24 protein-coding genes are annotated in these 24,374 nt (G+C 59.9%); 8 read left to right on the forward strand and 16 right to left on the reverse strand.

The window, feature by feature from the left end; genetic code table 11:
• Positions 1-96: 96 nt before the first annotated feature.
• The 3 genes from AC1Z1G_RS27095 to AC1Z1G_RS27105 all read right to left on the reverse strand — a co-directional run bounded on the left by AC1Z1G_RS27095 (position 97) and on the right by AC1Z1G_RS27105 (position 1,899).
• Positions 97-372, reverse strand: coding sequence for an HU family DNA-binding protein (locus tag AC1Z1G_RS27095; RefSeq protein ID WP_003213368.1), 276 nt, complete (start codon positions 370-372; stop codon positions 97-99).
• Positions 373-562: 190 nt separating this feature from the next.
• Positions 563-1,711 carry an NAD(P)/FAD-dependent oxidoreductase gene (locus AC1Z1G_RS27100; RefSeq protein ID WP_483623628.1) on the reverse strand — a complete coding sequence of 383 codons (1,149 nt, stop codon included), beginning with the start codon at positions 1,709-1,711 and terminating at the stop codon, positions 563-565.
• Positions 1,712-1,731: 20 nt separating this feature from the next.
• A complete protein-coding gene (locus tag AC1Z1G_RS27105) occupies positions 1,732-1,899 on the reverse strand; it encodes a rubredoxin (RefSeq protein ID WP_007954349.1) in 168 nt (55 codons plus the stop codon).
• A gap of 200 nt (positions 1,900-2,099) precedes the next feature.
• On the opposite strand from AC1Z1G_RS27105, the gene AC1Z1G_RS27110 reads away from it, so the two are divergent.
• Together AC1Z1G_RS27110 and ubiA are read left to right on the forward strand one after the other, a co-directional pair.
• Entirely contained in the window at positions 2,100-2,663 is a 564-nt protein-coding gene (locus AC1Z1G_RS27110; RefSeq protein WP_483623630.1) for a chorismate--pyruvate lyase family protein, read from the forward strand.
• On the forward strand, positions 2,663-3,553 hold the full coding sequence (gene ubiA, locus AC1Z1G_RS27115; protein ID WP_483623632.1) for a 4-hydroxybenzoate octaprenyltransferase: 891 nt from the start codon (positions 2,663-2,665) through the stop codon (positions 3,551-3,553). Before AC1Z1G_RS27110 ends, ubiA begins: the two co-directional genes overlap by 1 nt.
• 47 nt (positions 3,554-3,600) lie before the next feature.
• Here ubiA and AC1Z1G_RS27120 read toward each other — a convergent pair whose 3' ends face one another.
• Entirely contained in the window at positions 3,601-3,987 is a 387-nt protein-coding gene (locus AC1Z1G_RS27120) for a COG4315 family predicted lipoprotein (protein WP_483623634.1), read from the reverse strand.
• A gap of 151 nt (positions 3,988-4,138) precedes the next feature.
• On the opposite strand from AC1Z1G_RS27120, the gene phoB reads away from it, so the two are divergent.
• The 3 genes from phoB to AC1Z1G_RS27135 all read left to right on the forward strand — a co-directional run bounded on the left by phoB (position 4,139) and on the right by AC1Z1G_RS27135 (position 7,661).
• Complete coding sequence (gene phoB / locus AC1Z1G_RS27125) at positions 4,139-4,828, forward strand: phosphate regulon transcriptional regulator PhoB (RefSeq protein ID WP_007896474.1); 690 nt, start codon at positions 4,139-4,141, stop codon at positions 4,826-4,828.
• An 81-nt stretch (positions 4,829-4,909) separates the two neighbouring features.
• Positions 4,910-6,196: a phosphate regulon sensor histidine kinase PhoR gene (phoR, locus tag AC1Z1G_RS27130; protein WP_483628001.1), complete on the forward strand. Its 1,287-nt coding sequence runs from the start codon at positions 4,910-4,912 to the stop codon at positions 6,194-6,196.
• 124 nt (positions 6,197-6,320) lie between these two features.
• The gene (locus tag AC1Z1G_RS27135) at positions 6,321-7,661 is read left to right on the forward strand and encodes a hemolysin family protein (RefSeq protein ID WP_347902774.1); all 1,341 of its coding nucleotides are present in this window, start codon (positions 6,321-6,323) and stop codon (positions 7,659-7,661) included.
• Between the two features lie 186 nt (positions 7,662-7,847).
• On the opposite strand, the gene AC1Z1G_RS27140 is transcribed toward AC1Z1G_RS27135, so the two are convergent.
• The 8 genes from AC1Z1G_RS27140 to AC1Z1G_RS27175 form a co-directional block, all read right to left on the reverse strand.
• Positions 7,848-8,744, reverse strand: coding sequence for a peptidoglycan DD-metalloendopeptidase family protein (locus AC1Z1G_RS27140; RefSeq protein ID WP_483623636.1), 897 nt, complete (start codon positions 8,742-8,744; stop codon positions 7,848-7,850).
• A 211-nt stretch (positions 8,745-8,955) separates the two neighbouring features.
• A complete protein-coding gene (locus AC1Z1G_RS27145) occupies positions 8,956-9,903 on the reverse strand; it encodes a response regulator (protein WP_347902776.1) in 948 nt (315 codons plus the stop codon).
• Between the two features lie 161 nt (positions 9,904-10,064).
• Positions 10,065-10,826 (reverse strand): phosphate signaling complex protein PhoU, encoded by a 762-nt coding sequence (gene phoU, locus AC1Z1G_RS27150; protein ID WP_483623637.1) that lies wholly within the window; start codon positions 10,824-10,826, stop codon positions 10,065-10,067.
• Positions 10,827-10,954: 128 nt separating this feature from the next.
• Positions 10,955-11,788, reverse strand: a complete 834-nt coding sequence (gene pstB, locus AC1Z1G_RS27155; protein ID WP_483623639.1) for a phosphate ABC transporter ATP-binding protein PstB — start codon at positions 11,786-11,788, stop codon at positions 10,955-10,957.
• Positions 11,789-11,974: 186 nt separating this feature from the next.
• The gene (pstA, locus tag AC1Z1G_RS27160) at positions 11,975-13,645 is read right to left on the reverse strand and encodes a phosphate ABC transporter permease PstA (protein WP_483623641.1); all 1,671 of its coding nucleotides are present in this window, start codon (positions 13,643-13,645) and stop codon (positions 11,975-11,977) included.
• 15 nt (positions 13,646-13,660) lie between these two features.
• Positions 13,661-15,694, reverse strand: coding sequence for an ABC transporter permease subunit (locus tag AC1Z1G_RS27165; protein WP_483628002.1), 2,034 nt, complete (start codon positions 15,692-15,694; stop codon positions 13,661-13,663).
• 475 nt (positions 15,695-16,169) lie between these two features.
• Positions 16,170-17,171 carry a phosphate ABC transporter substrate-binding protein PstS gene (locus AC1Z1G_RS27170; protein ID WP_483623643.1) on the reverse strand — a complete coding sequence of 334 codons (1,002 nt, stop codon included), beginning with the start codon at positions 17,169-17,171 and terminating at the stop codon, positions 16,170-16,172.
• 248 nt (positions 17,172-17,419) lie between these two features.
• Positions 17,420-18,718, reverse strand: a complete 1,299-nt coding sequence (locus AC1Z1G_RS27175; RefSeq protein ID WP_483623645.1) for an MFS transporter — start codon at positions 18,716-18,718, stop codon at positions 17,420-17,422.
• A gap of 413 nt (positions 18,719-19,131) precedes the next feature.
• On the opposite strand from AC1Z1G_RS27175, the gene AC1Z1G_RS27180 reads away from it, so the two are divergent.
• Both AC1Z1G_RS27180 and AC1Z1G_RS27185 read left to right on the forward strand, forming a co-directional pair.
• Positions 19,132-19,533, forward strand: coding sequence for an acyl-CoA thioesterase (locus AC1Z1G_RS27180; protein ID WP_347902781.1), 402 nt, complete (start codon positions 19,132-19,134; stop codon positions 19,531-19,533).
• Positions 19,534-19,590: 57 nt separating this feature from the next.
• The gene (locus AC1Z1G_RS27185) at positions 19,591-20,490 is read left to right on the forward strand and encodes a D-hexose-6-phosphate mutarotase (RefSeq protein WP_483623646.1); all 900 of its coding nucleotides are present in this window, start codon (positions 19,591-19,593) and stop codon (positions 20,488-20,490) included.
• A 136-nt stretch (positions 20,491-20,626) separates the two neighbouring features.
• On the opposite strand, the gene AC1Z1G_RS27190 is transcribed toward AC1Z1G_RS27185, so the two are convergent.
• From AC1Z1G_RS27190 to purE, 4 genes are all read right to left on the reverse strand, one after another.
• Positions 20,627-21,163, reverse strand: a complete 537-nt coding sequence (locus AC1Z1G_RS27190; RefSeq protein ID WP_483623648.1) for a DUF3299 domain-containing protein — start codon at positions 21,161-21,163, stop codon at positions 20,627-20,629.
• Positions 21,164-21,250: 87 nt separating this feature from the next.
• Positions 21,251-21,499 carry a GlsB/YeaQ/YmgE family stress response membrane protein gene (locus AC1Z1G_RS27195; protein WP_483623649.1) on the reverse strand — a complete coding sequence of 83 codons (249 nt, stop codon included), beginning with the start codon at positions 21,497-21,499 and terminating at the stop codon, positions 21,251-21,253.
• A 150-nt stretch (positions 21,500-21,649) separates the two neighbouring features.
• Positions 21,650-22,735, reverse strand: coding sequence for a 5-(carboxyamino)imidazole ribonucleotide synthase (locus AC1Z1G_RS27200; RefSeq protein ID WP_483623651.1), 1,086 nt, complete (start codon positions 22,733-22,735; stop codon positions 21,650-21,652).
• Between the two features lie 11 nt (positions 22,736-22,746).
• Positions 22,747-23,238 (reverse strand): 5-(carboxyamino)imidazole ribonucleotide mutase, encoded by a 492-nt coding sequence (purE, locus tag AC1Z1G_RS27205; protein WP_483623652.1) that lies wholly within the window; start codon positions 23,236-23,238, stop codon positions 22,747-22,749.
• 435 nt (positions 23,239-23,673) lie between these two features.
• Between purE and AC1Z1G_RS27210 the strand changes: the two genes are divergently transcribed.
• Complete coding sequence (locus AC1Z1G_RS27210) at positions 23,674-24,345, forward strand: zinc metalloprotease (RefSeq protein WP_483623653.1); 672 nt, start codon at positions 23,674-23,676, stop codon at positions 24,343-24,345.
• Positions 24,346-24,374: the final 29 nt, after the last annotated feature.

Raw genomic sequence — 24,374 nt, forward strand, 5'->3', positions numbered from 1 at the left:
GAGGGAAGCAACGCCCATAAAAAATGGACACCCAGATCAACCGGCATGCCCATTTTTAATACGACTCTCCCCCGTTACTCAGGGAGTTCACCGCATTTATGGATTAACGCTGTCTTTCAACGATTTACCAGGCTTGAAGGCGACGGTGTTGCTGGCCTTGATTTTCACAGGCTCGCCGGTTTGCGGGTTTTTGCCGGTGCGTGCACCGCGGTGGCGTTGCAGGAAGGTGCCGAAGCCCACGAGCGTCACGCTGTCCTTGCGGTGCAACGCGCCGGTGATTTCTTCGAGAACGGCATTAAGGACGCGGTTAGCCTGCTCTTTGGTGAGATCCGCTTTTTCCGCGATTGCAGCGGCGAGTTCTGGTTTACGCATTAGTGAAGCCTCTTTGACGGTTTTTTGTTGTTATGTCCGTGCTGCCCCTGCGGGAACAGCGCCCAAGGCGCCGCAGGCTCTACTCTGCGGCAGACGGGAGTGAGGATGGCACGCGTTCAAGAGCGGCGCCAGTCTCCCCGCGACCTTTGTCGGGGCAAAAGAGGGGTGATTCCGACAGAACGACCAGTATTTACGCCAGCAAGCCGGGAAGTTCTTTGTTCAACGCGAGTTTTTCCATCACCGCCGCCCCCGTCAGCGCGTAACCCAGCAGCTTGCCGCTGGCATCGCGGCACAACACCTTGATGTCGGTGCCCTGCCCTTCGACGGTCCAGACGCCTTCCATGCCATGAGGCGGCGGCGACACCACCAACGGGCAGACCGGGGTTTTCACGGTAATCGGCATCGGACCGTAGCTGACCGCCGTCGGGTTGCCGGCCAGTGTCTGGGCCAGCGCTCGCGCACAACTCATGAGGGGCATCACGTACAACAGGTTCAGCCCATCGACTTCGGCGCAATCGCCCAAGGCGTAGATGTTGGCGTGGGAGGTCTTGAGCTGGCGGTCGACGACCACCCCGCGATTGACCTGCAAACCGGCCGCGGCCGCCAGGTCGATGCGTGGGCGCAGGCCAATGGCCGAGACCACCACGTCGCAGGCAATGACCTGGCCGTCGGACAGGTGCGCTTCGAGCCCGTCCGTGACCCGCTGCAAGCGAGTGAGCACCGGCCCGAGATGAAAGCGTGCGCCGAGGCTTTCCAGCCCGGACTGGATGGCGGCAGCGGCCGCCGGGTGCAACAGGGTCGGCATGACCTGCTCGCACGGTGCCACCAGTTGCACTTCGTACCCCCCAAGCATCAGGTCGTTGGCGAATTCGCAGCCAATCAGCCCGACACCGAGCAGCAGCACCCGGCGTTTACCGGCCGAGGCCGCACGAAAGCGTGCGTAGTCTTCCAGGTCGTTGATCGGGAAAATCGCTTCGGGCGCGTCACCCTCGACCGGCGCCCTTACGGTCTCGGCGCCCCAGGCAAGAATCAGGTCGCGGTAGGGCACGGCCTCTTCACCGATCCACAAACGCTTGTGGCCCGGGTCGATACCGCTGATGCGCGTATGGGTGCGCACCTCGGCCTTGAGTTGCTCGGCCATGGCGCCGGGTTCGGCCATGCTCAGGCCATCGGCGTCCTTGCTCTTGCCGAAACCGGTGGAGAGCATCGGCTTGGAGTAAGAGCGTCCGTCATCTGCGGTAATCAGCAGCAGCGGAGTTTCGCCATCGAGTTTGCGAAACTCCCGGGCCAGGTTGTAGCCAGCCAGCCCAGTACCGACGATCACGACAGGTGCGTTCATTCCTTACTCCTCTAAATGTCTTAGTTGATTTCGATCATTTCAAAATCCATCTTGCCGACGCCGCAGTCCGGGCACAGCCAGTCTTCTGGCACGTCCTGCCACAAGGTTCCCGGTGCGATGCCGTCATCCGGCCAGCCGTCGGCTTCGTTGTAGATCAGCCCACAGACCACGCATTGCCACTTCTTCATCACTTGTTTCCTCAGGTTCTCAGGCTTTTTCTGGCACGGACGGTCGATAGGTAAAGGCCTGCCGCCAGGCTCAGGGCGCTTTGTACTGATCGGGGTCGGCAGATGCAAGCCTGATCGCTGCGCATGCCTGCCGGGTCGGTCAAAATCACCCGTCACCATGGTAAGCTCGCCACCTCATTTGCTGCCAATAATGACTCACTGTGCCGCACTCAAAACCCCTGCCCCCTGCCCTGGTCTGGCTGCCAGACAACCAACTGACGCCCCGCCCCGATGCGCAAATCCTCGACTGGCTGTTCGATGAAGGCTCGCTCACCCGTCGCCTGACCCGTTTGTCGGACAACGGTTTCAGCGTGACCCCGCTGTTCGAAGGCTGGCAGCCGTTGCGCGCCGACGAATGTGCATCGCTGGCGTTGCCCGAGGGCAGCGAGGGCTGGGTGCGCGAGGTGTATTTGCGCGGCCACGGCGAAGCCTGGGTGTTCGCCCGCAGCGTCGCATCGCGCAGTGCCTTGCAGGACGGTGGGCTGAACATGGACGAACTCGGCAGCCGCTCGCTGGGCGAACTGCTGTTTTGCGATCACGCATTCCAGCGCCGCGCCATCGAGGTGTGCCGCTATCCCGTCGAATGGTTGCCACTGGCGTCCCAAGCCCCGGCACTCTGGGGCCGGCGCTCACGTTTCGACCGGGACGGCTTGAGCGTGCTGGTCGCGGAAATATTCCTTCCGAGCCTGTGGCACGCCGCCGGCCTCGACGCGGAGAACCGCTGATGTACCAAAACCTGCTCAAGTCCCTGAACCACCTGCACCCACGGGCCTGGGACTTCATTCAGTTGACCCGAATGGACAAGCCAATCGGCATTTACCTGCTGCTGTGGCCGACCTTGTGTGCCTTGTGGATTGCCGGCAACGGTTCGCCGTCACTGGCCAACGTGGTCATTTTCACTCTCGGCGTGGTGCTGACCCGTGCCGGTGGCTGCGCGATCAACGACTGGGCCGACCGCAAGGTCGACGGCCATGTGAAGCGCACCGCCGAACGCCCACTCGCCGCTGGCAGAATCAGCTCCAAAGAAGCGCTGGCAACCTTTGCGCTGTTGATGGGCGTGAGTTTCCTGCTGGTGTTGTGCACCAATTCAACGACGGCCTGGCTCTCGTTCGGCGCCCTGGCACTGGCAGCCTGCTACCCGTTCATGAAGCGCTACACCTACTACCCGCAAGTGGTGCTGGGCGCCGCGTATTCGTGGGGCATCCCGATGGCGTTCACCGCCCAGACCGGCGACCTGCCGGCCACGGCCTGGTTGTTGTACATCGCCAACATCCTGTGGACCGTGGGCTACGACACCTATTACGCCATGACCGATCGCGACGACGACCTGCGGATCGGGGTGAAATCCACGGCCATTCTGTTTGGCGATGCTGACCGGGTGATCATCCTGACCTTGCAACTGTTGTCGCTGGGCTGCCTGCTGCTGGCCGGTTCGAAATTCGGGCTCGGCGGCTGGTTCCACGGTGGTTTGCTGGTGGCGGTCGGGTGTTTTGCCTGGGAGTTCTGGTACACCCGCGACAAGGATCGGCTCAAGTGCTTCAAGGCGTTTTTGCACAATCACTGGGCGGGGATGGCGATTTTCGCCGGGCTGGTGCTGGATTACGCACTGCGCTGATCAAAACCTGCTCCGGCAAGCGGAGCAGGCTGCATCGGCGGGGTCGGTTACTTCTGTGACTCGTGGATGACGTGCCAGACGTCCTTCATACCGTCACCCTTCATTTCTCCGGGTTTTTCGTCCTTCATGAAGGTGTACAGCGGCTTGCCGCCGTAAGCCCATTGCATCATGCCGTCGTCACGCTTGATGACCGTCCATTTACCTTCGGCCTTGGCATCCGCCGGGGCCATCATCGGCAGCCAGCTCTTGGCGCAATCACCATTACACATCGACTTGCCACCGGCGTCCTTATCGAACGTATAGACCGTCATGCCCTTATGGTCGACCATCATGCCGCCTTTCATCATGGCGGGTTCGGCAGCGAAGGCCATTGCCGGCAGTGCCAGGGCAGCAGCCAGCATCAGGGCTTTTAAGGATTGAGCGTAGTGAGTCATGGAAACCTTCTTTTGTGGTTGTCAGGATTCGGACTTAAAGCGTAGCTCAGGAATGTGCTGTTCTCCTGCGGTCTAAAATACTGTCACACGACTGCAATAATTCCGTTATCTAATGCGGCGCAAGACAGTTAAATGACAAGAGGATTAAGGCATGGTTGGCAGGAGCATTCTGATCGTCGACGACGAAGCGCCCATTCGCGAAATGATCGCCGTTGCGTTGGAAATGGCCGGCTATGACTGTCTGGAGGCGGAAAACTCCCAGCAGGCCCATGCCATTATCGTCGACCGTAAACCCGACCTGATTCTGCTCGACTGGATGCTGCCCGGCACCTCCGGTATCGAACTGGCCCGGCGCCTGAAGCGCGATGAGCTGACCGGGGACATCCCGATCATCATGCTCACCGCCAAAGGTGAAGAGGACAACAAAATCCAGGGCCTGGAAGTCGGCGCTGACGACTACATCACCAAACCCTTTTCTCCCCGTGAGCTGGTGGCGCGCCTTAAAGCCGTACTGCGTCGCGCCGGCCCGACCGATGGCGAAGCGCCGATCGAAGTCGGCGGCCTGCTGCTGGACCCGATCAGCCACCGCGTGACCATCGACGGCAAACCGGCCGAAATGGGCCCGACCGAATACCGTCTGCTGCAATTTTTCATGACACACCAGGAACGCGCCTACACTCGCGGGCAACTGCTCGATCAGGTCTGGGGCGGCAACGTTTATGTCGAGGAACGTACCGTCGACGTGCACATCCGTCGCCTGCGCAAAGCCCTCGGCGATGCCTACGAGAATCTGGTACAAACCGTGCGCGGCACCGGCTACCGGTTTTCGACGAAAGCCTGAGCCGCCCCTTACGTGCTCGACAAGCTGACAAGGACGCGTGTTTAAGTGAACCAAAACTGGCATGGCACTCTGATCCGCCACATGCTTTTGCTGGTCACCGGCTGCCTGGTGATCGGCCTGATTACCGGCTGGTACGGCTGGAGCCTGGCCGCGGGCCTGGGCATTTACCTGGCCTGGACCCTCAAGCAATTGCTGCGTTTGCACGAATGGCTGCGCCTGCACAAACCCGACGAAGCACCGCCCGATGGCTACGGCCTCTGGGGCGAGGTATTTGACAGCATCTATCACTTGCAACGCCGCGATCAGCGTGTACGCGGGCGCCTGCAAGCGGTGATCGACCGGGTTCAGGAGTCCACCGCCGCGCTGAAAGACGCGGTAATCATGCTCGACAGCGACGGTAACCTGGAGTGGTGGAACCGCGCCGCCGAAACCCTGCTGGGCCTCAAGACGCCACAGGACAGCGGTCAACCGGTGACCAACCTGGTGCGCCACCCGCGCTTCAAGGAATATTTCGAGCAGGACAGCTACGCCGAGCCGCTGGAAATCCCTTCGCCGACCAACGACCGGATGCGGATTCAGCTGTACATCACCCGCTACGGCAACAACGAACACTTGATGCTGGTGCGCGACGTGACACGCATTCATCAGCTCGAACAGATGCGCAAAGACTTCATCGCCAACGTCTCCCACGAACTGCGCACGCCGTTGACGGTGATTTGCGGCTACCTGGAAACCCTGCTCGACAACGTTGAAGACGTGAATCCGCGCTGGAGCCGCGCCCTGCAGCAAATGCAACAACAGGGCGGGCGCATGCAAACGCTGCTCAACGACTTGCTGTTGCTGGCCAAGCTCGAAGCCACCGATTACCCGTCGGACAACCAGCCAGTGCCCATCGACGGCCTGCTGCAATCGATCAAGAGCGACGCTCAGGCGCTGTCCGGGCAGCGCAACCAGCGCATCACCCTGGAAGCCGACCCGACGTTTTTGCTCAAGGGCAGCGAGGCGGAACTGCGCAGTGCGTTTTCCAACCTGGTGTTCAACGCTGTCAAATACACCCCGGACGGTGGCAACATCTGCATCCGCTGGTGGGGTGACGACCAGGGCGCGCACCTGAGCGTGCAGGATTCTGGCATCGGCATCGACAGCAAACACCTGCCGCGCCTGACCGAACGTTTCTACCGCGTCGACTCCAGCCGCAACTCCAACACCGGCGGCACAGGGCTCGGCCTGGCCATCGTCAAGCATGTGCTGCTGCGCCATCGGGCGCGAATGGAGATCAGCAGCGTGCCGGGGCACGGCAGCACCTTCACCTGCCATTTCGCGCCGGCACAGGTCGCAAAATCACGGGCCGGCAGCCTGACCGACTAGCCACACAGGTCACTACCCCCTAGGCAATCGCCCTGTCAGCCGCTACATTGGCTGACTTGGGCCTGCCCTTCAGGCTCGGCAATCCCCTTTCTATTCGAATATACGGAACCCGCAAAACTCCATCATGGACCCTTCCCCTGGCTTGACCCTCGCAACACTCTTCGCCGATTTCGGCATGATTCTTTTTGCTCTGATCCTGGTAGTGCTCAACGGCTTTTTCGTTGCGGCCGAATTTGCCATGGTCAAACTGCGCTCGACCCGCGTCGAGGCCATCGCTGATAAAAACGGCTGGCGCGGGCATATCCTGCGCACCGTGCACAGTCAGCTCGATGCCTACCTGTCGGCGTGCCAATTGGGTATCACCCTCGCGTCCCTGGGACTTGGCTGGGTCGGTGAACCGGCATTCGCGCACATTCTCGAACCCGTGCTGAGCGCGGTGGGCGTGGAATCTGCCGAAGTGGTCAAGGGCGTGTCGTTCTTCACCGCGTTCTTCATCATTTCGTACCTGCACATCGTGGTCGGCGAGTTGGCCCCCAAATCCTGGGCGATCCGCAAACCCGAGCTGCTGTCGCTGTGGACGGCCGTGCCGCTGTACCTGTTCTACTGGGCCATGTACCCGGCCATTTACCTGCTCAACGCCAGCGCCAACGCCATTTTGCGCATCGCCGGCCAGGGTGAACCCGGCCCGCATCATGAGCACCATTACAGCCGTGAAGAACTGAAACTGATCCTGCACTCCAGCCGTGGCCAGGACCCGAGCGACCAAGGCATGCGTGTGCTGGCCTCGGCCGTGGAAATGGGCGAGCTGGAAGTGGTCGACTGGGCCAACTCCCGGGAAGACCTGGTGACGCTGGAGTTCAACGCACCGCTCAAGGAAATCCTCGCGCTGTTCCGTCGTCACAAGTTCAGCCGCTATCCGGTGTATGACAGCGAGCGCCAGGAGTTCGTGGGCCTGCTGCACATCAAGGACCTGCTGCTGGAACTGGCCGCGCTGGACCACATTCCCGAGTCGTTCAACCTGGCCGAACTGACCCGCCCGCTGGAGCGCGTGTCGCGCCACATGCCGCTGTCGCAGTTGCTGGAGCAGTTCCGCAAGGGCGGTTCGCACTTCGCCGTAGTTGAAGAGGCCGACGGCAACATCATCGGCTACCTGACCATGGAAGACGTGCTGGAAGTGCTGGTCGGCGACATTCAGGACGAACACCGCAAGGCTGAGCGCGGGATACTCGCCTACCAGCCAGGCAAATTGCTGGTGCGTGGCGATACGCCGCTGTTCAAGGTTGAACGCCTGCTGGGCATCGACCTGGACCACATCGAAGCCGAAACCCTCGCCGGGTTGATCTACGAAACCCTGAAACGGGTGCCTGAAGAGGAAGAAGTGCTGGAAGTCGAAGGGTTGCGGATCATCATCAAAAAGATGAAAGGCCCGAAAATCATCCTGGCCAAGGTGTTGATGCTCGACTAAATGCAGGACTGGTGACGAGCGGGCTCTTGTGGCGAGGGAGCTTGCTCCCGCCGGGTCGCGAAGCGGCCCCAACCCTGCAGCCGCATTAACCCTGAAACACCTCATTCCCCTTTATTACGACTGCTTCGCAGCCGAGCGGGAGCAAGCTCCCTCGCCACAAAGAACCCTCCACAATAGGTCTCGCGTCTACTGCTTGCCCAACGCAAAGTTCGGCAAGCTGCCTACCGGCTGACGGAACTGATACGGAATCGACACCAGCCCCAACCCGGTATTGCGCTGCACCACGAAGTGCAGGTGCGGCCCGCTGCTGTTGCCGGTATTGCCCGACAGCGCCAATGCACTACCCACCCCCACCCGTTGCCCCTCGCGAACACTCACCGAACCTTGTTTAAGGTGCAGGTACACGCCCATGGTCCCGTCATCGTGCAACACCCGCACGAAGTTGCCGGATGGGTCGGTGCCGCGCCCGTTCTGGCTGTTCTCGGTCTTGACCACCACCCCACCACGCGCCGCGATGATCGGCGTGCCTTCGGGCATGGCAATGTCCATGGCGTAACGGCTCTTGGCCCCGAAATGGCTGTATTGGCCGTTGGCGCCCTGAGTCAGGCGAAACGGCCCGCCACGCCACGGGAACGGATAACGGTAAGCCAGGGAGGCTCCTGAGGGATCGCCCAGGGAGTAGCGGAACCTGGGGGTATACGCCAACGGCTTGCCGGCCTGGGTGGCCACGAGCAGCGCCACACGCAGGTTGCTGCGCGCCGGCAAGACCCGGCGGATGGGTTTCGGTGGCGCACCGCTGACATTCTTCACGCCGCTGAAGCTCAGCTCGATCTCCACCGGGGCAAACAGGTCATTGCGCACAAAAACGCTGTCAGCGCCCTTCTGCTTCCTGATGTCCAGGTGAACCTGTCGTTCGAGGTGCTCGTCCATTCGATCGCGGAACACAAACACCTGCGCGCCCTTCGAAGGCCGGTCGCTGTAGGAGACCACGCCATTGGCATCGGTGGATTTGTAAATGGTCATGGCCACAGCCGAGGTGGAGGCCATGAAGAGACCACAGAAAAACAGCAAGCGCGCGAGCATGGGCAAAGATTCTGTCGAGTGAGGCTTGGGGAGGAGCCTAGCAGCTGAGACAGACGAGGGTAATTGGCAGATGTTTCAAAATGGGCGTATCAGGGAAAGGTGTAGTGAGCTGGATAGCCCCTTCGCGAGCAAGCCCGCTCCCACATTGGAATGCATTTCAAATGTGGGAGCGGGCTTGCTCGCGAAGGCGGACTATCAGGCAACGCTGAGTTTAAGCGCCCGGTACGAAGTGCTTCTGCGCCGTGCCGCGGGCAATCAGGCGGGAGATATAGTCGAGCTTCTGCGCGTCCTGGTCGACGAAGCGGAAAGTCAGTTGCAGCCACTCGCTGTCCGGCTTCGGCTCAAGGGCGACGACGGCGTGCAGGTAGCCGTTGAGGCGCGCGACTTCGGCGTTGTCACCCTGCTCCAGGTCAAGCACAGCGCTGTCGAGCACTTGCGGCAGGGTGTCGGTGCGTTTGACCACCAACAGCGCTTCCTTGATGCTCAGGGCCTTGATCACGCACGGCTGGGTGCCACTTGGCAGGCGCAGTTGACCCTGGCCACGACCACTGGCAGGTGCGGCGGCGGTCGTCGCTTTCACGGGCGGGCTGTTGAGCAGGCCACGCGAAGGCGCTGCCGCTGGCGTGGGCGCCACGACAGCAGGCTTGGCGAACGGGTTGACCGGCGCCGCCGAAGGCGCGACCACGGCAGACTTGCCGCCGGTCAGGGCGCTCAAGGAGTCGTTGCCGAACGCCGAGTTCATTTTGGTCGGGGCGCTGTTCATCAGCGTGTCGAGCTTGCCAACCTTGTTCAACGCCTGCTTGACCTTGGTCAGCAGCTGTTCGTTGGTGAACGGTTTGCTGACGTAACCGGAAACGCCGGCCTGAATCGCCTGAACCACGTTTTCCTTGTCGCCACGGCTGGTGACCATGACAAACGGCATGCTCTTGAGGTTGTCCTGCTGGCGGCACCAGGTCAGCAACTCCAGACCCGACATTTCCGGCATTTCCCAGTCGCACAGCACCAGGTCGAACGCTTCCCGGGCCAGCATGGCCTGGGCTTTCTTGCCGTTGACCGCATCTTCGGTCCGGATGCCCGGGAAGTAGTTGCGCAGGCACTTCTTCACCAAGTCACGAATGAACGACGCATCGTCCACCACCAACACACTGATCTTGCTCATCCAACACCCCTATAAAAATCCCGGCAAGCATAACGCTGGCTGATGGCACATTGCCAAAACTCTTCAGTCACGCCGGGACTTTTCGTTCGCGGGTGCTATGAATTCAAAAACCGCAAACAAAAACGCCCGGCCAAAAGGCCGGGCGCTTTACTTGGGCAATCTTACTTATCGTCAGCTTCGTCCGGAACATTAGCGGTTTCGCCACTTGTGCCTTCAACTTCTTGCTTCATGCGTTTGAGGCCCATGTGGCGCACATCGGTGCCGCGCACGAGGTAAATCACCAGCTCGGAAATGTTGCGCGCGTGGTCGCCAATCCGCTCCAGCGAACGCAACACCCAGATAATGCTCAAGACCCGCGAGATAGAGCGCGGGTCTTCCATCATGTAGGTGGCCAGCTCACGCAGCGCGGTCTTGTATTCGCGGTCGATGATCTTGTCGTACTGAGCCACCGACAACGCCAGGTCGGCGTCGAAACGAGCGAAAGCGTCCAGCGCGTCGCGGACCATGTTGCGCACCTGGTCACCGATGTGGCGCACCTCCACGTAACCACGCGGTGCCTCGCCTTCTTCGCACAGCTGAATGGCACGGCGGGCGATTTTGGTCGCTTCGTCGCCGATGCGCTCCAGGTCGATCACCGACTTGGAAATGCTGATGATCAACCGCAAATCGGATGCCGCTGGCTGACGACGGGCCAGAATGCGCAAGCATTCTTCGTCGATGTTGCGTTCCATCTGGTTGATCTGGTCGTCAATTTCGCGCACTTGCTGGGCCAGACCCGAGTCGGCCTCGATCAGCGCTGTCACCGCGTCGTTGACCTGCTTCTCCACCAGCCCGCCCATCGCCAACAGGTGGCTGCGCACCTCTTCAAGCTCGGCGTTGAACTGCGCGGAAATGTGGTGGGTAAGGCCTTCCTTAGAAATCATAGTGTTCGCTCCGAAAAAGCGTTTAACCAAGAGCTGCAAGCTACAAGCTGCAAGCTGTGTTGTGGAGAACGTGAAGCCGCATCGCTTCTGACTTGCCGCTTGAAGCTTACGGCTTGCAGCTGCCTCAACTAGCCATACCGCCCGGTGATGTAGTCTTCGGTCTGCTTCTTCGCCGGATTGGTGAACAGGGTGTCGGTGTCGCCGAACTCCACCAGTTTGCCCATGTACATGAACGCCGTGTAGTCGGAAACCCGCGCAGCCTGCTGCATGTTGTGGGTCACGATCACAATGGTGAACTTGGATTTCAATTCGTAGATCAGCTCTTCGACTTTCAACGTCGAGATCGGGTCGAGTGCCGAGCACGGCTCATCGAGCAGCAATACTTCCGGCTCTACGGCGATGGTACGGGCAATCACCAGACGCTGCTGTTGACCACCGGACAGGCCCAGTGCCGATTCGTGCAGGCGGTCCTTGACCTCATCCCACAACGCTGCGCCTTTGAGTGCCCATTCGACCGCTTCGTCGAGGATGCGCTTTTTGTTGATGCCCTGGATGCGCAAGCCGTAGACCACGTTTTCATAGATGGTCTTCGGGAACGGGTTCGGCTTCTGGAACACCATGCCGACGCGACGACGCAGCTCGGCCACGTCTTCACCCTTACGGTAGATGTTGTTGCCGTACAGGTTGATGGCGCCCTCGACGCGGCAGCCGTCCACCAGATCGTTCATCCGGTTGAAGGTGCGCAGCAGCGTGGACTTGCCGCAGCCGGACGGGCCGATGAAGGCCGTCACGCGTTGTTTCGGAATGTTCATGCTGACATCGAACAGTGCTTGCTTGTCGCCGTAGAACAGGCTCAGGCCGGGCACTTCGATGGCCACGGTTTCCTGTTCCAGGCTCAAGCTCTGCTTGTCGCGTCCCAAGGCCGACATGTTGATGCCGTGAGTATGTGTTTCGTGCTGCATGGGAAGCTCCCTGTGCTAACAAATTCGGTTCGGAACGCTTTTGGCGGTTCCAATAAATGTTCCGGTGAACGCAGATCAGTGTGGGAGCGGGCTTGCTCGCGAAGAGGCCATCACATTCAACATCAATGTTGCCTGACCCACCGCCTTCGCGAGCAAGCCCGCTCCCACAAGATCCGCGTCGACCTGTTAACTATCCAAAGCTTTGTATTTCTCGCGCAGGTGATTTCGGATCCACACTGCCGACAGGTTGAGCGTGGCGATCACCAGTACCAACAGCAATGCCGTGGCGTATACCAGCGGTCGTGCGGCTTCGACGTTCGGGCTCTGGAAGCCGACGTCATAAATGTGGAAGCCCAGGTGCATGATCTTCTGGTCCAGGTGCAGGTACGGGTAGTTGCCGTCCAGCGGCAGCGACGGTGCCAGTTTCACTACACCCACCAGCATCAGCGGCGCCACTTCACCGGCGGCGCGAGCCACGGCGAGGATCATGCCGGTCATCATGGCCGGGCTGGCCATCGGCAACACGATTTTCCACAAGGTTTCCGCCTTGGTCGCGCCGAGGGCCAACGAGCCTTCGCGCACGGTGCGAGGAATCCGCGCCAGGCCTTCTTCGGTGGCCACGATCACCACCGGCACCGCCAGCAGCGCCAGGGTCAACGAGGCCCAGAGCAGGCCCGGCGTACCGAAGGTCGGCGCCGGCAAGGCTTCCGGGAAGAACAACCGGTCAACCGAGCCGCCCAGTACGTAGACGAAGAAGCCCAGGCCGAACACCCCGTAGACAATCGCCGGAACGCCCGCCAAGTTGTTCACCGCGATCCGGATCAAACGGGTCATGGTGCCCTGACGCGCATATTCACGCAGGTACACCGCCGCCAGTACGCCGAACGGGGTGACGATCATCGCCATGATCAGGGTCATCATCACGGTGCCGAAGATGGCCGGGAAGATCCCGCCTTCGGTGTTCGCTTCACGCGGGTCGTCGCTGAGGAACTCCCAGACCTTGCTGAAGTAGAAGCCGATCTTGGTGACGGTGCCCATGGCGTTCGGCTGGTAGGCATGCACCACTTTGCCGATGCCGATTTCAACTTCTTTGCCGTTGGCATCGCGAGCGGTCAGGCTGTCGCGGTTGAACTGCGCGTGCAGGTCGCTCAAGCGTGCTTCGATGTCCTGATAACGCGCATTCAGTTCAGCGCGCTCGCCATCCATGTCGGCTTGGGCCGCAGCGTCGAGTTTGCCGTCCAGTTCCAGCTTGCGACCGTGCAGGCGGATGCGTTCCAGGCCTGAGTTGATTGCGCCGATGTCGGTTTTTTCCAGGCTCTTGAGTTGCGCAGCGAGTTTGCTGACCCGCTCGATCCGCGCTTGCAGCTCTGGCCACGCGGCCTCGCCTTCGGCGATGACCTTGCCGTCCTGTTTGACGTTGACCAGGGTGCCGTAGAAGTTGCCCCACTCGCGACGCTCGAGGGTCATCAACTCAGGCGGGGTCTTCTGGTCAGTCAGCCACTCGCCGACGATCCAGGTGAAGTCCGTGCCGTTCAGGTCACGGTTGCCGACCTTGATCAGCTCGCGCGTCATGAATTCCGGGCCCTGGTCCGGCACCGGCAGGCCGGCGCTTTTCAGACGCTCACGGGGCACTTCTTCCTTTTGCACCACTTCGCCGATCACGATGTGATTGGCCTGCCCCGGCACGTCGTAACGGGCGTGCACCAGGTCCGCCGGCCAGAAGTGGCCCAGACCGCGCACGGCAATCACCGCCAGCAAGCCAATGGTCATGATGACCGCGATGGACACCGCGCCACCGCTGATCCAGACGCCGGGGGCGCCGCTCTTGAACCATCCTTTCAGGGAGTTCTGTTTCACAGACTTCTACCTTTCTTAAAGCGACGAGTATTTCTTGCGCAGACGCTGACGAATCAGTTCCGCGAGGGTGTTCATGACGAAGGTGAACAGCAGCAGCACCAGCGCCGAGAGGAACAGCACGCGGTAGTGGCTGCCGCCGACTTCCGACTCCGGCATTTCCACCGCAACGTTGGCGGCCAGGGTGCGCAGGCCTTCGAACAGGTTCATTTCCATGACCGGGGTGTTACCGGTGGCCATCAGCACGATCATGGTTTCCCCGACCGCACGGCCCATGCCGATCATCAGTGCCGAGAAAATACCCGGGCTGGCGGTGAGGATCACCACGCGGGTCATGGTCTGCCACGGCGTGGCACCCAGGGCCAACGAGCCCAGGGTCAAACCGCGCGGCACGCTGAACACGGCATCTTCGGCGATCGAGTAGATGTTCGGGATCACCGCAAAACCCATCGCCAGACCAACCACCAGGGCGTTGCGCTGGTCGTAGGTGATGCCCAGGTCGTGGGAGATCCACATGCGCATGTCGCCGCCGAAGAACCAGGTTTCCATGTACGGGCTCATGTACAGCGAGAGCCAGCCGACGAAGATGATCACCGGGATCAGGATTGCGCTTTCCCAACCATCCGGCACTTTCAGGCGCAGCGACTCAGGCAGGCGACTGAAGGTGAAGCCGGCGACCAGAATGCCGACCGGCATCAGCAGCAACAGGCTGAAGATCCCCGGCAAGTGGCCTTCGACATACGGGGCGAGGAACAGCCCGGCGAAGAAACCGAGGATCACCGTCGGCATCGCTTCCATCAGTTCGATCACCGGTTTGACCTTGCGGCGCATGCCCGGGGCCATGAAATACGCGGTGTAGATCGCGGCGGCCACGGCCAGCGGGGCGGCCAGCAGCATCGCGTAGAACGCGGCTTTGAGCGTACCGAAGGTCAGCGGCGAGAGGCTCAGCTTGGGTTCGAAATCGGTGTTGGCGGCGGTCGATTGCCAGACGTATTTAGGCTCGTCGTAGTTTTCGTACCAGACCTTGCTCCACAGCGCGCTCCACGAGACTTCCGGGTGCGGGTTGTCGAGCAGTAGCGGTTGCAGCTTGCCGCCCTGCTCCACGATCACCCGGTTGGCACGCGGCGACATACCGAAGATGCCTTGGCCGTCGACCACCTGGTCCACCAGCAAGGTGCGGTGGGCGGTGCTGTGGAACACGCCGAGCTTGCCGGAAGCGTCGAGGGCGATGAAGCCTTTGCGACGTTCTTCGGCGGTGATTTCAACGATGGGCGCGGTGCCCATCTGGAAGGTCCGGATCTGCTTCAGGCGTTGCTCGCCATCGGTGTCGCGGGCCATGAACCACTGGGCCAGGCCACCCTTGGAATCACCGAAGATCAGCGAGATCCCACCCACCAGTTGGGTGCTGGCGGTCACTTGGGCGTCGCCATCTTCAAGCAGTTTGTAGCGACCGTTGAGGCTCTTGTCGCGCAGGCTGAACACGTCGGCCTGGGCACGGCCGTTGACCACGTACAGCCACTGCTGACGCGGGTCGACGAAGATGTTCTTTACCGGCTCGGTCATTTGCGGCAGGTCGATGCGCTTCTGCTCGTTGGTGACCTCACCGGTCATCATGTTTTCTTCGCTGGTCAGCGACAGTACATGCAGCTGCGAACCGGTGGAACCGGCCAGCACCAGGGTCGAGTCAGTGGCATTGAGGCTGACGTGCTCCAGCGCACCGCCCGCCTCGTTCAGCACGACCGGGGTTTCACCGTAAGGGTATTCGATGGCTGGCGAGATGGTTTTCTTGCCGTCCGGGTAGCTGACTTTGTAGGTGTGACGGAATACCAGTGCCTGGCCGTTGGACAAGCCCACCGCCACCAGCGGATGGCCCGGTTGGTCTTCGCCAATGGAGGTTACGGTAGTGCCAGCCGGAACCGGCAGATCGACGCGCTTGAGTTCAGCGCCACTGTCGATATCAAAGAACAGCGCCTGGCCCTTGTCGGAAACCCGCATGGCGACCTGGTTCTGCTCTTCGAGGGAAATCATCAGGGGTTTGCCGGCGTCTTGCATCCAGGCCGGGGTGATCGCGTCTTTGACGGTCAGGTCGGCGCCCTGGAACAGAGGCGCAACGACGTAGCCAAGGAAGAAGAAGATCAGCGTGATCGCACCCAGAACGGCAAGGCCGCCAACGAGGACGTACCAGCGGGTCAGGCGATCCTTGAGCGCGCGAATGCGGCGCTTGCGTTGCAGTTCAGGCGTATTGAAGTCAATGCGCTTGGGAGGAGATGTCGTAGTCATGGGGGAATTGGCCAGATCATTCATGCGCACACCCTAGCGATCCTGTATGACAGAAAGATGACAATGCAGTGACGCAGCAAATCCGCCGCCCGAGTGAACTGGCAGCGGACTGAAAAATTGGAAGTGTGGGAGCGAGCCTGCTCGCGAAAGCGGTGGGTCAATCAACAGTGATGTTGGCGGTTATGACCCCTTCGCGAGCAGGCTCGCTCCCACAGGAATCCGGGGGTATACCCCCGGATTCAGGGTGTTACTTTTTTGCGACTTCAGCGCCGCCTTCCGCCAGACCCAAGTCAGCCAGTGCTTTTGCAGCAACCTTGGCTGGCAGTGGGATGTAGCCGTCTTTCACGACAACTTCCTGGCCCTGTTTGGACAGAACCAGTTTCACGAACTCGGCTTCCAGCGGGGCCAGAGGCTTGTTCGGGGCTTTGTTGACGTACACGTAGAGGAAACGCGACAGCGGGTACTTGCCGTTCAGGGCGTTTTCTTCGGTGTCTTCGATGAAGTCAGTGCTGCCTTTCTTGGCCAGGGCCACGGTCTTCACGCTGGCGGTTTTGTAGCCGATGCCCGAGTAACCGATACCGTTCAGCGAAGAGCTGATCGATTGCACGACCGACGCCGAACCGGGTTGTTCGTTGACGTTTGGCTTGTAGTCGCCTTTGCACAGGGCTTCTTCTTTGAAGTACCCATAGGTGCCGGATACCGAGTTACGGCCGAACAGTTGAACCGGTTTGTTGGCCAGGTCGCCTTTCACGCCCAGGTCGCCCCAGGTTTTGACTTCTTCTTTAGCGCCGCACAGACGAGTCGAGGAGAAAATTGCGTCGACTTGTTCCATGGTCAGGTGCTGGATCGGGTTGTCCTTGTGCACGAACACGGCCAGGGCATCCACGGCAACCGGGATTGCGGTTGGCTTGTAGCCATACTTCTGTTCGAAGGCCGCCAGTTCGGTGTCCTTCATCTTGCGGCTCATAGGCCCCAGGTTAGAGGTGCCTTCCGTCAACGCAGGAGGCGCAGTGGCAGAGCCAGCGGCCTGAATCTGGATGTTTACGTTCGGGTATTCTTTTTTGTAGTTCTCGGCCCACAGGGTCATGAGGTTGGCCAGGGTATCGGAGCCGACGCTGGACAGGTTGCCCGACACACCAGTGGTCTTGGTGTAGCTCGGGATAGCAGGGTCAACAGCGGCAACTGCGTTGGCAGTCGCAACGCCAGCAGCGACAAAAGTCATTGCCGCCATCAAACGCTTCAGTTTCATGCCTTACTCCTAGCAGATAGGGGGTGTTAGTCGGGGCCAAGTATCAGCAGGCCGTGTGAACACTCTATGGCTGAAATATGACAATTGGATGAAAGGCCAGTATTTGGCGTTTTGTAGGAATACCGCGTTATCGTTCTTCGCGAGCAAGCCCGCTCCCACATTTAACCGAGCCCTCTCAGAAGAATGCGGTCGAATGTGGGAGCGGGCTTGCTCGCGAAGGGGCCAGTACAGACGATACAAAGAGTCGACTAGCGGTTGTTCTTCCAGAGATAACCGCCCACCAGAACCCCGATACCACAGATGATCGCCACGTAATAAGCAGGCCCCATCGGGCTTTCCTTCATCAACAGTGTCACCACCATCGGGGTCAGGCCACCGAAGATGGCGTAGGCCAGGTTGTAGGAAAACGACAGGCCACTGAAGCGCACCACCGCCGGGAAGGCTTTGACCATCACGTAGGGCACGGCACCGATAGTGCCGACCAGCAGGCCGGTCAGGGCATACATCGGGAACAGCCAGTCAGGGTGGTTGAACAGGCTGTGGTAGAAGGTCCACGAGCTGATCAGTAACGCCGCGCTGCCAAATACGAACACCCGGCCGGCACCGAAACGGTCCGCCAACGCGCCCGAGGCCACACAGCCCAGGCTCAGGAACACAATCGCCAGGCTGTTGGCCTGCAATGCGGTGGTTGGCGAGAAGTGGTAGATGGTTTGCAACACGGTCGGGGTCATCAGGATGACCACGATAATCCCCGCCGACAGCAGCCAGGTCAGCAACATCGAGATGACGATGGCACCGCGATGATCGCGCAGCACCGCTTGCAGCGGCACTTCTTCGGCCAGGGCCTTGCGCAATTGCAGCTCGGCGAACACCGGGGTTTCGTGCAACCAACGGCGCAGGTAGACCGAGAACAGGCCAAACACGCCGCCGAGCAGGAACGGGATCCGCCAGGCGTAATCGGCCACTTGCTCCGGTGTGTAAAGGCTGTTGATTGCCGTGGCGACCAGCGAACCCAGCAGAATCCCCGCCGTCAGGCCCGACGTCAGCGTGCCGCAGGCGTAGCCGATGTGCCGCTGGGGCACGTGTTCGGAAACGAAGACCCAGGCCCCCGGCACTTCACCGCCAATCGCCGCGCCCTGGATGACCCGCATCAGCAGCAACAGGATCGGCGCCCAGATACCAATCTGCGCGTAAGTGGGCAGCAACCCCATGATCAGCGTCGGCACGGCCATCATGAAGATGCTCAGGGTGAACATCTTCTTGCGCCCCAGCAGGTCACCAAAGTGCGCCATGACAATGCCGCCCAGTGGCCGGGCCAGGTAACCGGCCGCGAAGATCCCGAAAGTTTGCATCTGGCGCAACCAATCGGGCATGTCCGCCGGGAAAAACAGCTTGCCGACCACGGTGGCGAAGAACACAAAGATGATGAAGTCGTAAAACTCCAGCGCCCCGCCCAAGGCTGAAAGCGACAGCGTCTTGTAGTCACTGCGGGTCAAGGGACGTGCGGGTTGCGCAGGTGTCGCGATGCTCGATGGCGCTGTCGTCATGGCAAGGGATTCTCTTTCTTATAGTCGGATCTGCCACCCCGACAACGCTGGCCGGGGTTTGGGCAGGTTCGGCACGATAGCAAATTGTTCGAAATAGCACATAGAGCGGTCAAAATGAGAACCCGATAGTCGTCGCGCGGTCTACCGCTCGATATACTCGCAGCCTTGTTACACCCTGTAAGGGGTTGCTGTGCGAAAACGTCGTTGGCCTCCGTCAGCCGCTTTCGCAGAGTTTCCCTTTAGTACGCCTTACGAGAAACGTGACGAACGTAGTATGTTCGGGCTGAAACGTTTTTCCAGGCTCTAGTATGCAAAGCCGCCGAGCGAAGGTCAGGCACTTTGCGTGCAGAGCCACAAGACGGCTATTCACCCGCTACACACTCCAAGAGTCACGGCTCAGAGGCACCCCCGGCATGATAGAGCTAGAACAAGAAGACCCTATTCCGCAAGGCGACCTGGCCCTGCAAATCACCGCGCTGCCCCGTGAAACCAACGGCTTTGGCGATATTTTCGGCGGCTGGCTGGTATCACAGATGGACCTGGCCGGCACAGCCATGGCCAGCAAGGTGGCCGGTGGTCGCGTAGCGACCGTGGCCATCGATCGCATGGCATTCCTGGTACCGGTTGCCGTGGGCGCGCAGCTATCCTTCTATACCCAGGCAACGGAAATCGGCCGCAGCTCGATCAAAATGATGGTTGAGGTCTGGAGCGACGATCCGCTGTCCAGCGAATGGCGCAAAGTGACTGAAGCGGTGTTTGTGTTTGTCGCCATCGATGGCAGCGGCCGTACCCGTTCGGTGCCGCCACGGCGTTAAACCCAGTGACCGTTTGGCGGTCCCTTGCAGTCATTGATCCTGAACGAGATGTGCACCATGAATACGCCCAACGTTGAAGCCGTGAAACTGGATGAACTGAACTGCTGGCGCATCCGTCACGGTCAGGCCGAATTACTGGTGGCCCAGCAAGGCGCGCACATCCTCAGTTATCAACTGGCCGGGCAACCGCCACTGATCTGGCTCAACGATGAGGCGGTGTTCAAGACCGGCAAGAGCATCCGTGCAGGCGTCCCCGTGTGCTGGCCGTGGTTCGGTAACCTGGACCGCAACCCGCCGAGCGTGCAGGCCATGCGCGTCAGCGACCAACCCGCCACCGCCCACGGGCTGGTGCGCACCATGGATTGGGAGCTCGACGGAATCGAGGCCGAAGGCGAAAGCCTGAAGGTCGAATTTGTGTTGCCCTACCCTGAAGGCGGCCTGCCCGGCTGGCCCCATCGGGTCGACCTGACGCTAAGCATTCGTCTGGACGAACAATTGCACATCCACCTCACCAGCCACAACCGAGGCACCGACAGCGTCAGCATCAGCCAGGCGCTGCACAGCTATTTTGCGGTCAGCGATGTACGCAACGTGTACGTAGAAGGCCTGGACGGGCTGAACTACATCGAAACCCTGGATCACTGGAAAACCGTCACTCAGGCCGGTGATTTGCGATTTACCGGGGAAACCGACCGCATCTACCTCGATGCTCCGCCAATGCTCAGCATCGTCGACCCATCCTGGGAGCGGCGCATCGAGCTGACTGCCAGCGGTTCACGGACAGCGGTGATCTGGAACCCGTGGATCGACCGCGCGGCGGCGCTCAGTGACATGGCCGACGATGGCTGGCAGCGCATGCTGTGCATCGAAACGGCGAATGTGATGGGTGACGTGGTGACCCTGGCACCTGGTGCCAGTCATACCTTGAGCGTAAGCATCGCCAGCACACCGCTGTAAGCAACACTACAAAACCACTGTGGGAGCGGGCTTGCTCGCGAAGGCGGTGTGTCAGGCGACACTAATGTGACTGACACTCCTTCTTCGCGAGCAAGCCCGCTCCCACATTTAATCGGCGCCAGACGGGCTGACGTATTTACAAATCCGACTCTTTGACCACTCGCACTTTCGCCGCATCCAGCGCATACGCCGCATCGGCCAGGTCGTTGTTGACCTTCTCGACTTTCAGCGTGCCGGTGACCCATAGCGGTGTGTAGATATCATCCAGCTTCAGACCCTTTGGGTAACGCACCAACACCAGTTGGTTAGGCGGTGGTGGCGGTACGTGGATGCAGGCGCCAGGGTATGGCACCAGGAAGAACAGCGTGCTGCGGCCCTTGGCATCGGTTTCCAGCGGGACCGGATAACCGCCAATGCGGATGTTCTTGTCGTTCATCGACGCCACGGTCTTGGTCGAATACATCACCGCTGGCAAGCCTTTACTCTGTTTCAAGCCACCTTTATCAGTGAAGGTGCCGTTGGCCTCGGGCGAGTTGTGGTCGATTTCGGGCATGGCTTCGAGGGCTTTTTGATCCGATTTGGGCATCAGTTCGAGCCAGTCGGTTTCCGGCAGTTCGCCGGCATGGGCAAGGCCCGTGCCCAGTAAAAGGAGAGTCAGCAGAAGACGGCGCATGAAGGTGCTCGGCAAGGGAAGGACAATCTAACGCCGAGCATTCTAGCCCCCTCTGCGGTTGAGGCAGAGGGGGCTTTGTCGTTTGAATCAGGTGTTTTTCTTGATCAGGCCGTAGATCACCAACAACACCACCGCGCCCACCAGCGCGCCGAAGAACCCTGCCCCTTGGCCAGCGTGGTAGATGCCCAGTGCCTGGCCACCGTAAGTAGCGGCCAACGAACCGCCGATACCCAGCAGAATGGTCATGATCCAGCCCATGCTGTCGTCGCCCGGTTTCAGGAAACGGGCCAGCAGGCCGACGATCAAGCCGATGAAGATGGTTCCGATAATACCCATGGCGTTTCCTCTGAAATGAAGGGGTGTGTCCTGTCTCACAAAAGAGGAACCGTACTTGTGAGACAGGGCACTTAGCCAAAGCCTAGTCAGACTTTGGCATCCTGCCATCAGAGAACGGCGGTTACCGAAGGTTCCCGCCTCGCGCAAGGTTTATTGCTCGGCAATGAGCGCTTCGACCTTGATGATCTGCTGCGCAAGCGTGGCCCTGTCAGCGCAACGCAGGTTGGCGTGACCGACCTTGCGGCCGACCTTGAACGCCTTGCCGTAGTGGTGCAGATGGCAATCATCGATGGCGATGACCTTGTCCACGGGCGGTACAGTGCCAATGAAGTTGAGCATCGCGCTCTCGCCCACCTTGGCGGTCGAACCCAGCGGCAGGCCGGCAACGGCGCGCAGGTGGTTTTCGAACTGGCTGCACTCTGCGCCTTCGGTGGTCCAGTGCCCGGAGTTGTGCACGCGCGGGGCGATTTCGTTGGCCTTGAGGCCACCGTCGACTTCAAAGAACTCGAACGCCATCACGCCGACGTAATCCAACTGCTTGAGCACGCGGCTGGAGTAATCCTCGGCCAAGGCTTGCAGCGGGTGGTCAGTGCTGGCCACGGACAGCTTGAGAATGCCGCTGTCATGGGTGTTATGCACCAGCGGGTAGAACTTCGTTTCACCGTCGCGTGCGCGCACGGCGATCAACGACACTTCACCGGTGAACGGTACGAAGCCTTCCAGCAGGCACGCCACGCTGCCCAGTTCGGCAAAGGTGCCAACGACATCTTCAGGCTTGCGCAGGACTTTCTGGCCCTTGCCGTCGTAACCCAGGGTGCGGGTTTTCAGCACAGCGGGCAGGCCGATGGTGGCGACTGCGGCGTCCAGGTCGGCTTGCGACTGGATGTCGGCAAAGGCCGGCGTCGGAATGCCCAGGTCCTTGAACATGCTTTTCTCGAACCAGCGGTCGCGAGCGATGCGCAGGGCTTCGGCACTCGGGTAGACCGGCACGAATTGCGACAGGAACGCCACGGTCTCAGCCGGGACGCTTTCGAATTCGAAGGTCACCAGGTCGACTTCATCCGCCAATTGACGCAGGTGATCCTGATCGCCGTAATCGGCCCGCAGGTGTTCGCCCAACGCGGCTGCACAGGCATCCGGCGCGGGGTCCAGAAAAGCGAAGTTCATGCCCAGCGGGGTTCCCGCCAAAGCCAACATGCGGCCCAACTGGCCGCCACCGATTACACCGATCTTCATCGTCAACAACCTCAGGCGATGCGTGGGTCTGGATTGTCCAGGACGCTGTCTGTCTGCTCAGCACGGAAGGTTTTGAGCACCGCATGGAATTGCGGGTGCTTGGCGCCCAGGATACTCGCCGACAACAGGGCGGCGTTGATCGCGCCGGCCTTGCCGATGGCCAGCGTGGCAACCGGAATGCCCGCAGGCATCTGCACAATAGAGAGCAGCGAATCGACACCCGAGAGCATCGACGACTGCACCGGCACGCCCAGTACCGGCAGGTGGGTCTTGGCCGCACACATGCCCGGCAAGTGGGCCGCGCCACCGGCACCGGCGATGATTACCTCGATGCCACGCGATTCGGCATCGGCGGCATACTGGAACAGCAGGTCCGGGGTGCGGTGGGCAGAGACCACTTTAACCTCGTAAGGGATGCCGAGCTTTTCCAGCATATCGGCGGTGTGGCTAAGGGTGGACCAATCGGACTTGGAGCCCATGATCACGCCAACCAGTGCACTCATCGTCGTGCCTCTTCTCTCTGGGCGCCCGCAGGCGCGTCAAAAAACAACAAGCCACGCAAAATGCGTGGCTTGATTGTACGAATTATGGCCAGTCAAACCGGCCGAAGGCCGCGCAGTATACCTCAATGAAGCAGATAAACAGCCCCCGATACGACCATCTGTCATGTGCCGCAAATCGACGGTTTTACTGACTTCAAAGTCAAGAGAGCATCAACCACTCCGAGTTGACTTGCAACTGAAACGAAACAATAAAAATATCAACCAAGCCCCTACACACTCTGCAAAAAAAACCTGCCTGAAAGTGCAACTGTTTCAAAAGAAAAACCGGCACTTGCATGGTATATATCTACGCAGCACTTAGACAAAAAGTGCCAACTGGATCCCAACACTTATCTTTATCCATCATCAATGGAATTATTTCCATGAGAACTACCTATGCATATTGCACTCAAACTATTTGCACTTGCCGCCACCTTTATATTCAGCATCAATGCTAACGCGCTAAACAAACAAGCCGGGCTCATCGATGATTTCGAGAATCCTTTCCGGATCTTCGCCCTCTTCCATGATGACGTTCCAGAATCGAAGCGAAAAACAGCCTACGTTGAGAATATCCGGCCTTTCATGGAGGAATTCGAAAGCATAACCGGCCGGAAAATCAGCGTAGTCTTTGATCGAGACCGGCCACCTTATACCAACTTCAATTACAAAAATGCAGACCCTCCAAGAATGTTTGAAGACTGGAAAAAACTGACATGGAAGTATAGAAAAGAGCGGCACGACCGCAACGAGTTCCTCATCTCCAACAATGATCGAATTCTTTTAATTACCAACGATTTCATTAATGGCAGCCCGCTCTTCGGAGGGACAGGCGGCCTCGCCACTCAGCCTGGCCACTCCGCCATTGCTTCGCTTGATTTCAAGCAAATCATAGGGCACGAACTAGGGCATTCATTTAATGCTGCCCATGAAGAGAGTGAAGTGCTTTATAACGGATGGTGGTGTGAAACCTTCATGTCCGATCCCTTGCAACTGAGATCCAATTGCTATGTGTTCAGTGAAGGAAACAGAAAGCGCATAAAAGCGTTTGTCGACAGCCAGTACTGAAACTTGCCGCAGGCGCGAGGCACTCCTCG

The organism is Pseudomonas sp. JL27(2026) (assembly GCF_056933555.1).

What these genes read in the sequence shown, in the direction of transcription:
- AC1Z1G_RS27095 (WP_003213368.1), bottom strand. Translation starts at nt 372, where the DNA reads ATGCGTAAACCAGAACTCGCCGCTGCAATCGCGGAAAAAGCGGATCTC.
- AC1Z1G_RS27140 (WP_483623636.1), bottom strand. Translation starts at nt 8,744, where the DNA reads ATGCTCGCGCGCTTGCTGTTTTTCTGTGGTCTCTTCATGGCCTCCACC.
- purE (WP_483623652.1), bottom strand. Translation starts at nt 23,238, where the DNA reads ATGAGTGCACTGGTTGGCGTGATCATGGGCTCCAAGTCCGATTGGTCC.
- phoR (WP_483628001.1), top strand. Translation starts at nt 4,910, where the DNA reads ATGCTTTTGCTGGTCACCGGCTGCCTGGTGATCGGCCTGATTACCGGC.
- AC1Z1G_RS27190 (WP_483623648.1), bottom strand. Translation starts at nt 21,163, where the DNA reads ATGCGCCGTCTTCTGCTGACTCTCCTTTTACTGGGCACGGGCCTTGCC.
- AC1Z1G_RS27175 (WP_483623645.1), bottom strand. Translation starts at nt 18,718, where the DNA reads ATGACGACAGCGCCATCGAGCATCGCGACACCTGCGCAACCCGCACGT.
- AC1Z1G_RS27185 (WP_483623646.1), top strand. Translation starts at nt 19,591, where the DNA reads ATGAATACGCCCAACGTTGAAGCCGTGAAACTGGATGAACTGAACTGC.
- AC1Z1G_RS27200 (WP_483623651.1), bottom strand. Translation starts at nt 22,735, where the DNA reads ATGAAGATCGGTGTAATCGGTGGCGGCCAGTTGGGCCGCATGTTGGCT.
- AC1Z1G_RS27165 (WP_483628002.1), bottom strand. Translation starts at nt 15,694, where the DNA reads ATGCAAGACGCCGGCAAACCCCTGATGATTTCCCTCGAAGAGCAGAAC.
- AC1Z1G_RS27195 (WP_483623649.1), bottom strand. Translation starts at nt 21,499, where the DNA reads ATGGGTATTATCGGAACCATCTTCATCGGCTTGATCGTCGGCCTGCTG.
- phoB (WP_007896474.1), top strand. Translation starts at nt 4,139, where the DNA reads ATGGTTGGCAGGAGCATTCTGATCGTCGACGACGAAGCGCCCATTCGC.
- AC1Z1G_RS27180 (WP_347902781.1), top strand. Translation starts at nt 19,132, where the DNA reads ATGATAGAGCTAGAACAAGAAGACCCTATTCCGCAAGGCGACCTGGCC.
- AC1Z1G_RS27135 (WP_347902774.1), top strand. Translation starts at nt 6,321, where the DNA reads ATGGACCCTTCCCCTGGCTTGACCCTCGCAACACTCTTCGCCGATTTC.
- phoU (WP_483623637.1), bottom strand. Translation starts at nt 10,826, where the DNA reads ATGATTTCTAAGGAAGGCCTTACCCACCACATTTCCGCGCAGTTCAAC.
- pstB (WP_483623639.1), bottom strand. Translation starts at nt 11,788, where the DNA reads ATGCAGCACGAAACACATACTCACGGCATCAACATGTCGGCCTTGGGA.
- AC1Z1G_RS27105 (WP_007954349.1), bottom strand. Translation starts at nt 1,899, where the DNA reads ATGAAGAAGTGGCAATGCGTGGTCTGTGGGCTGATCTACAACGAAGCC.
- AC1Z1G_RS27210 (WP_483623653.1), top strand. Translation starts at nt 23,674, where the DNA reads ATGCATATTGCACTCAAACTATTTGCACTTGCCGCCACCTTTATATTC.
- AC1Z1G_RS27145 (WP_347902776.1), bottom strand. Translation starts at nt 9,903, where the DNA reads ATGAGCAAGATCAGTGTGTTGGTGGTGGACGATGCGTCGTTCATTCGT.
- AC1Z1G_RS27170 (WP_483623643.1), bottom strand. Translation starts at nt 17,171, where the DNA reads ATGAAACTGAAGCGTTTGATGGCGGCAATGACTTTTGTCGCTGCTGGC.
- AC1Z1G_RS27100 (WP_483623628.1), bottom strand. Translation starts at nt 1,711, where the DNA reads ATGAACGCACCTGTCGTGATCGTCGGTACTGGGCTGGCTGGCTACAAC.
- AC1Z1G_RS27120 (WP_483623634.1), bottom strand. Translation starts at nt 3,987, where the DNA reads ATGACTCACTACGCTCAATCCTTAAAAGCCCTGATGCTGGCTGCTGCC.
- ubiA (WP_483623632.1), top strand. Translation starts at nt 2,663, where the DNA reads ATGTACCAAAACCTGCTCAAGTCCCTGAACCACCTGCACCCACGGGCC.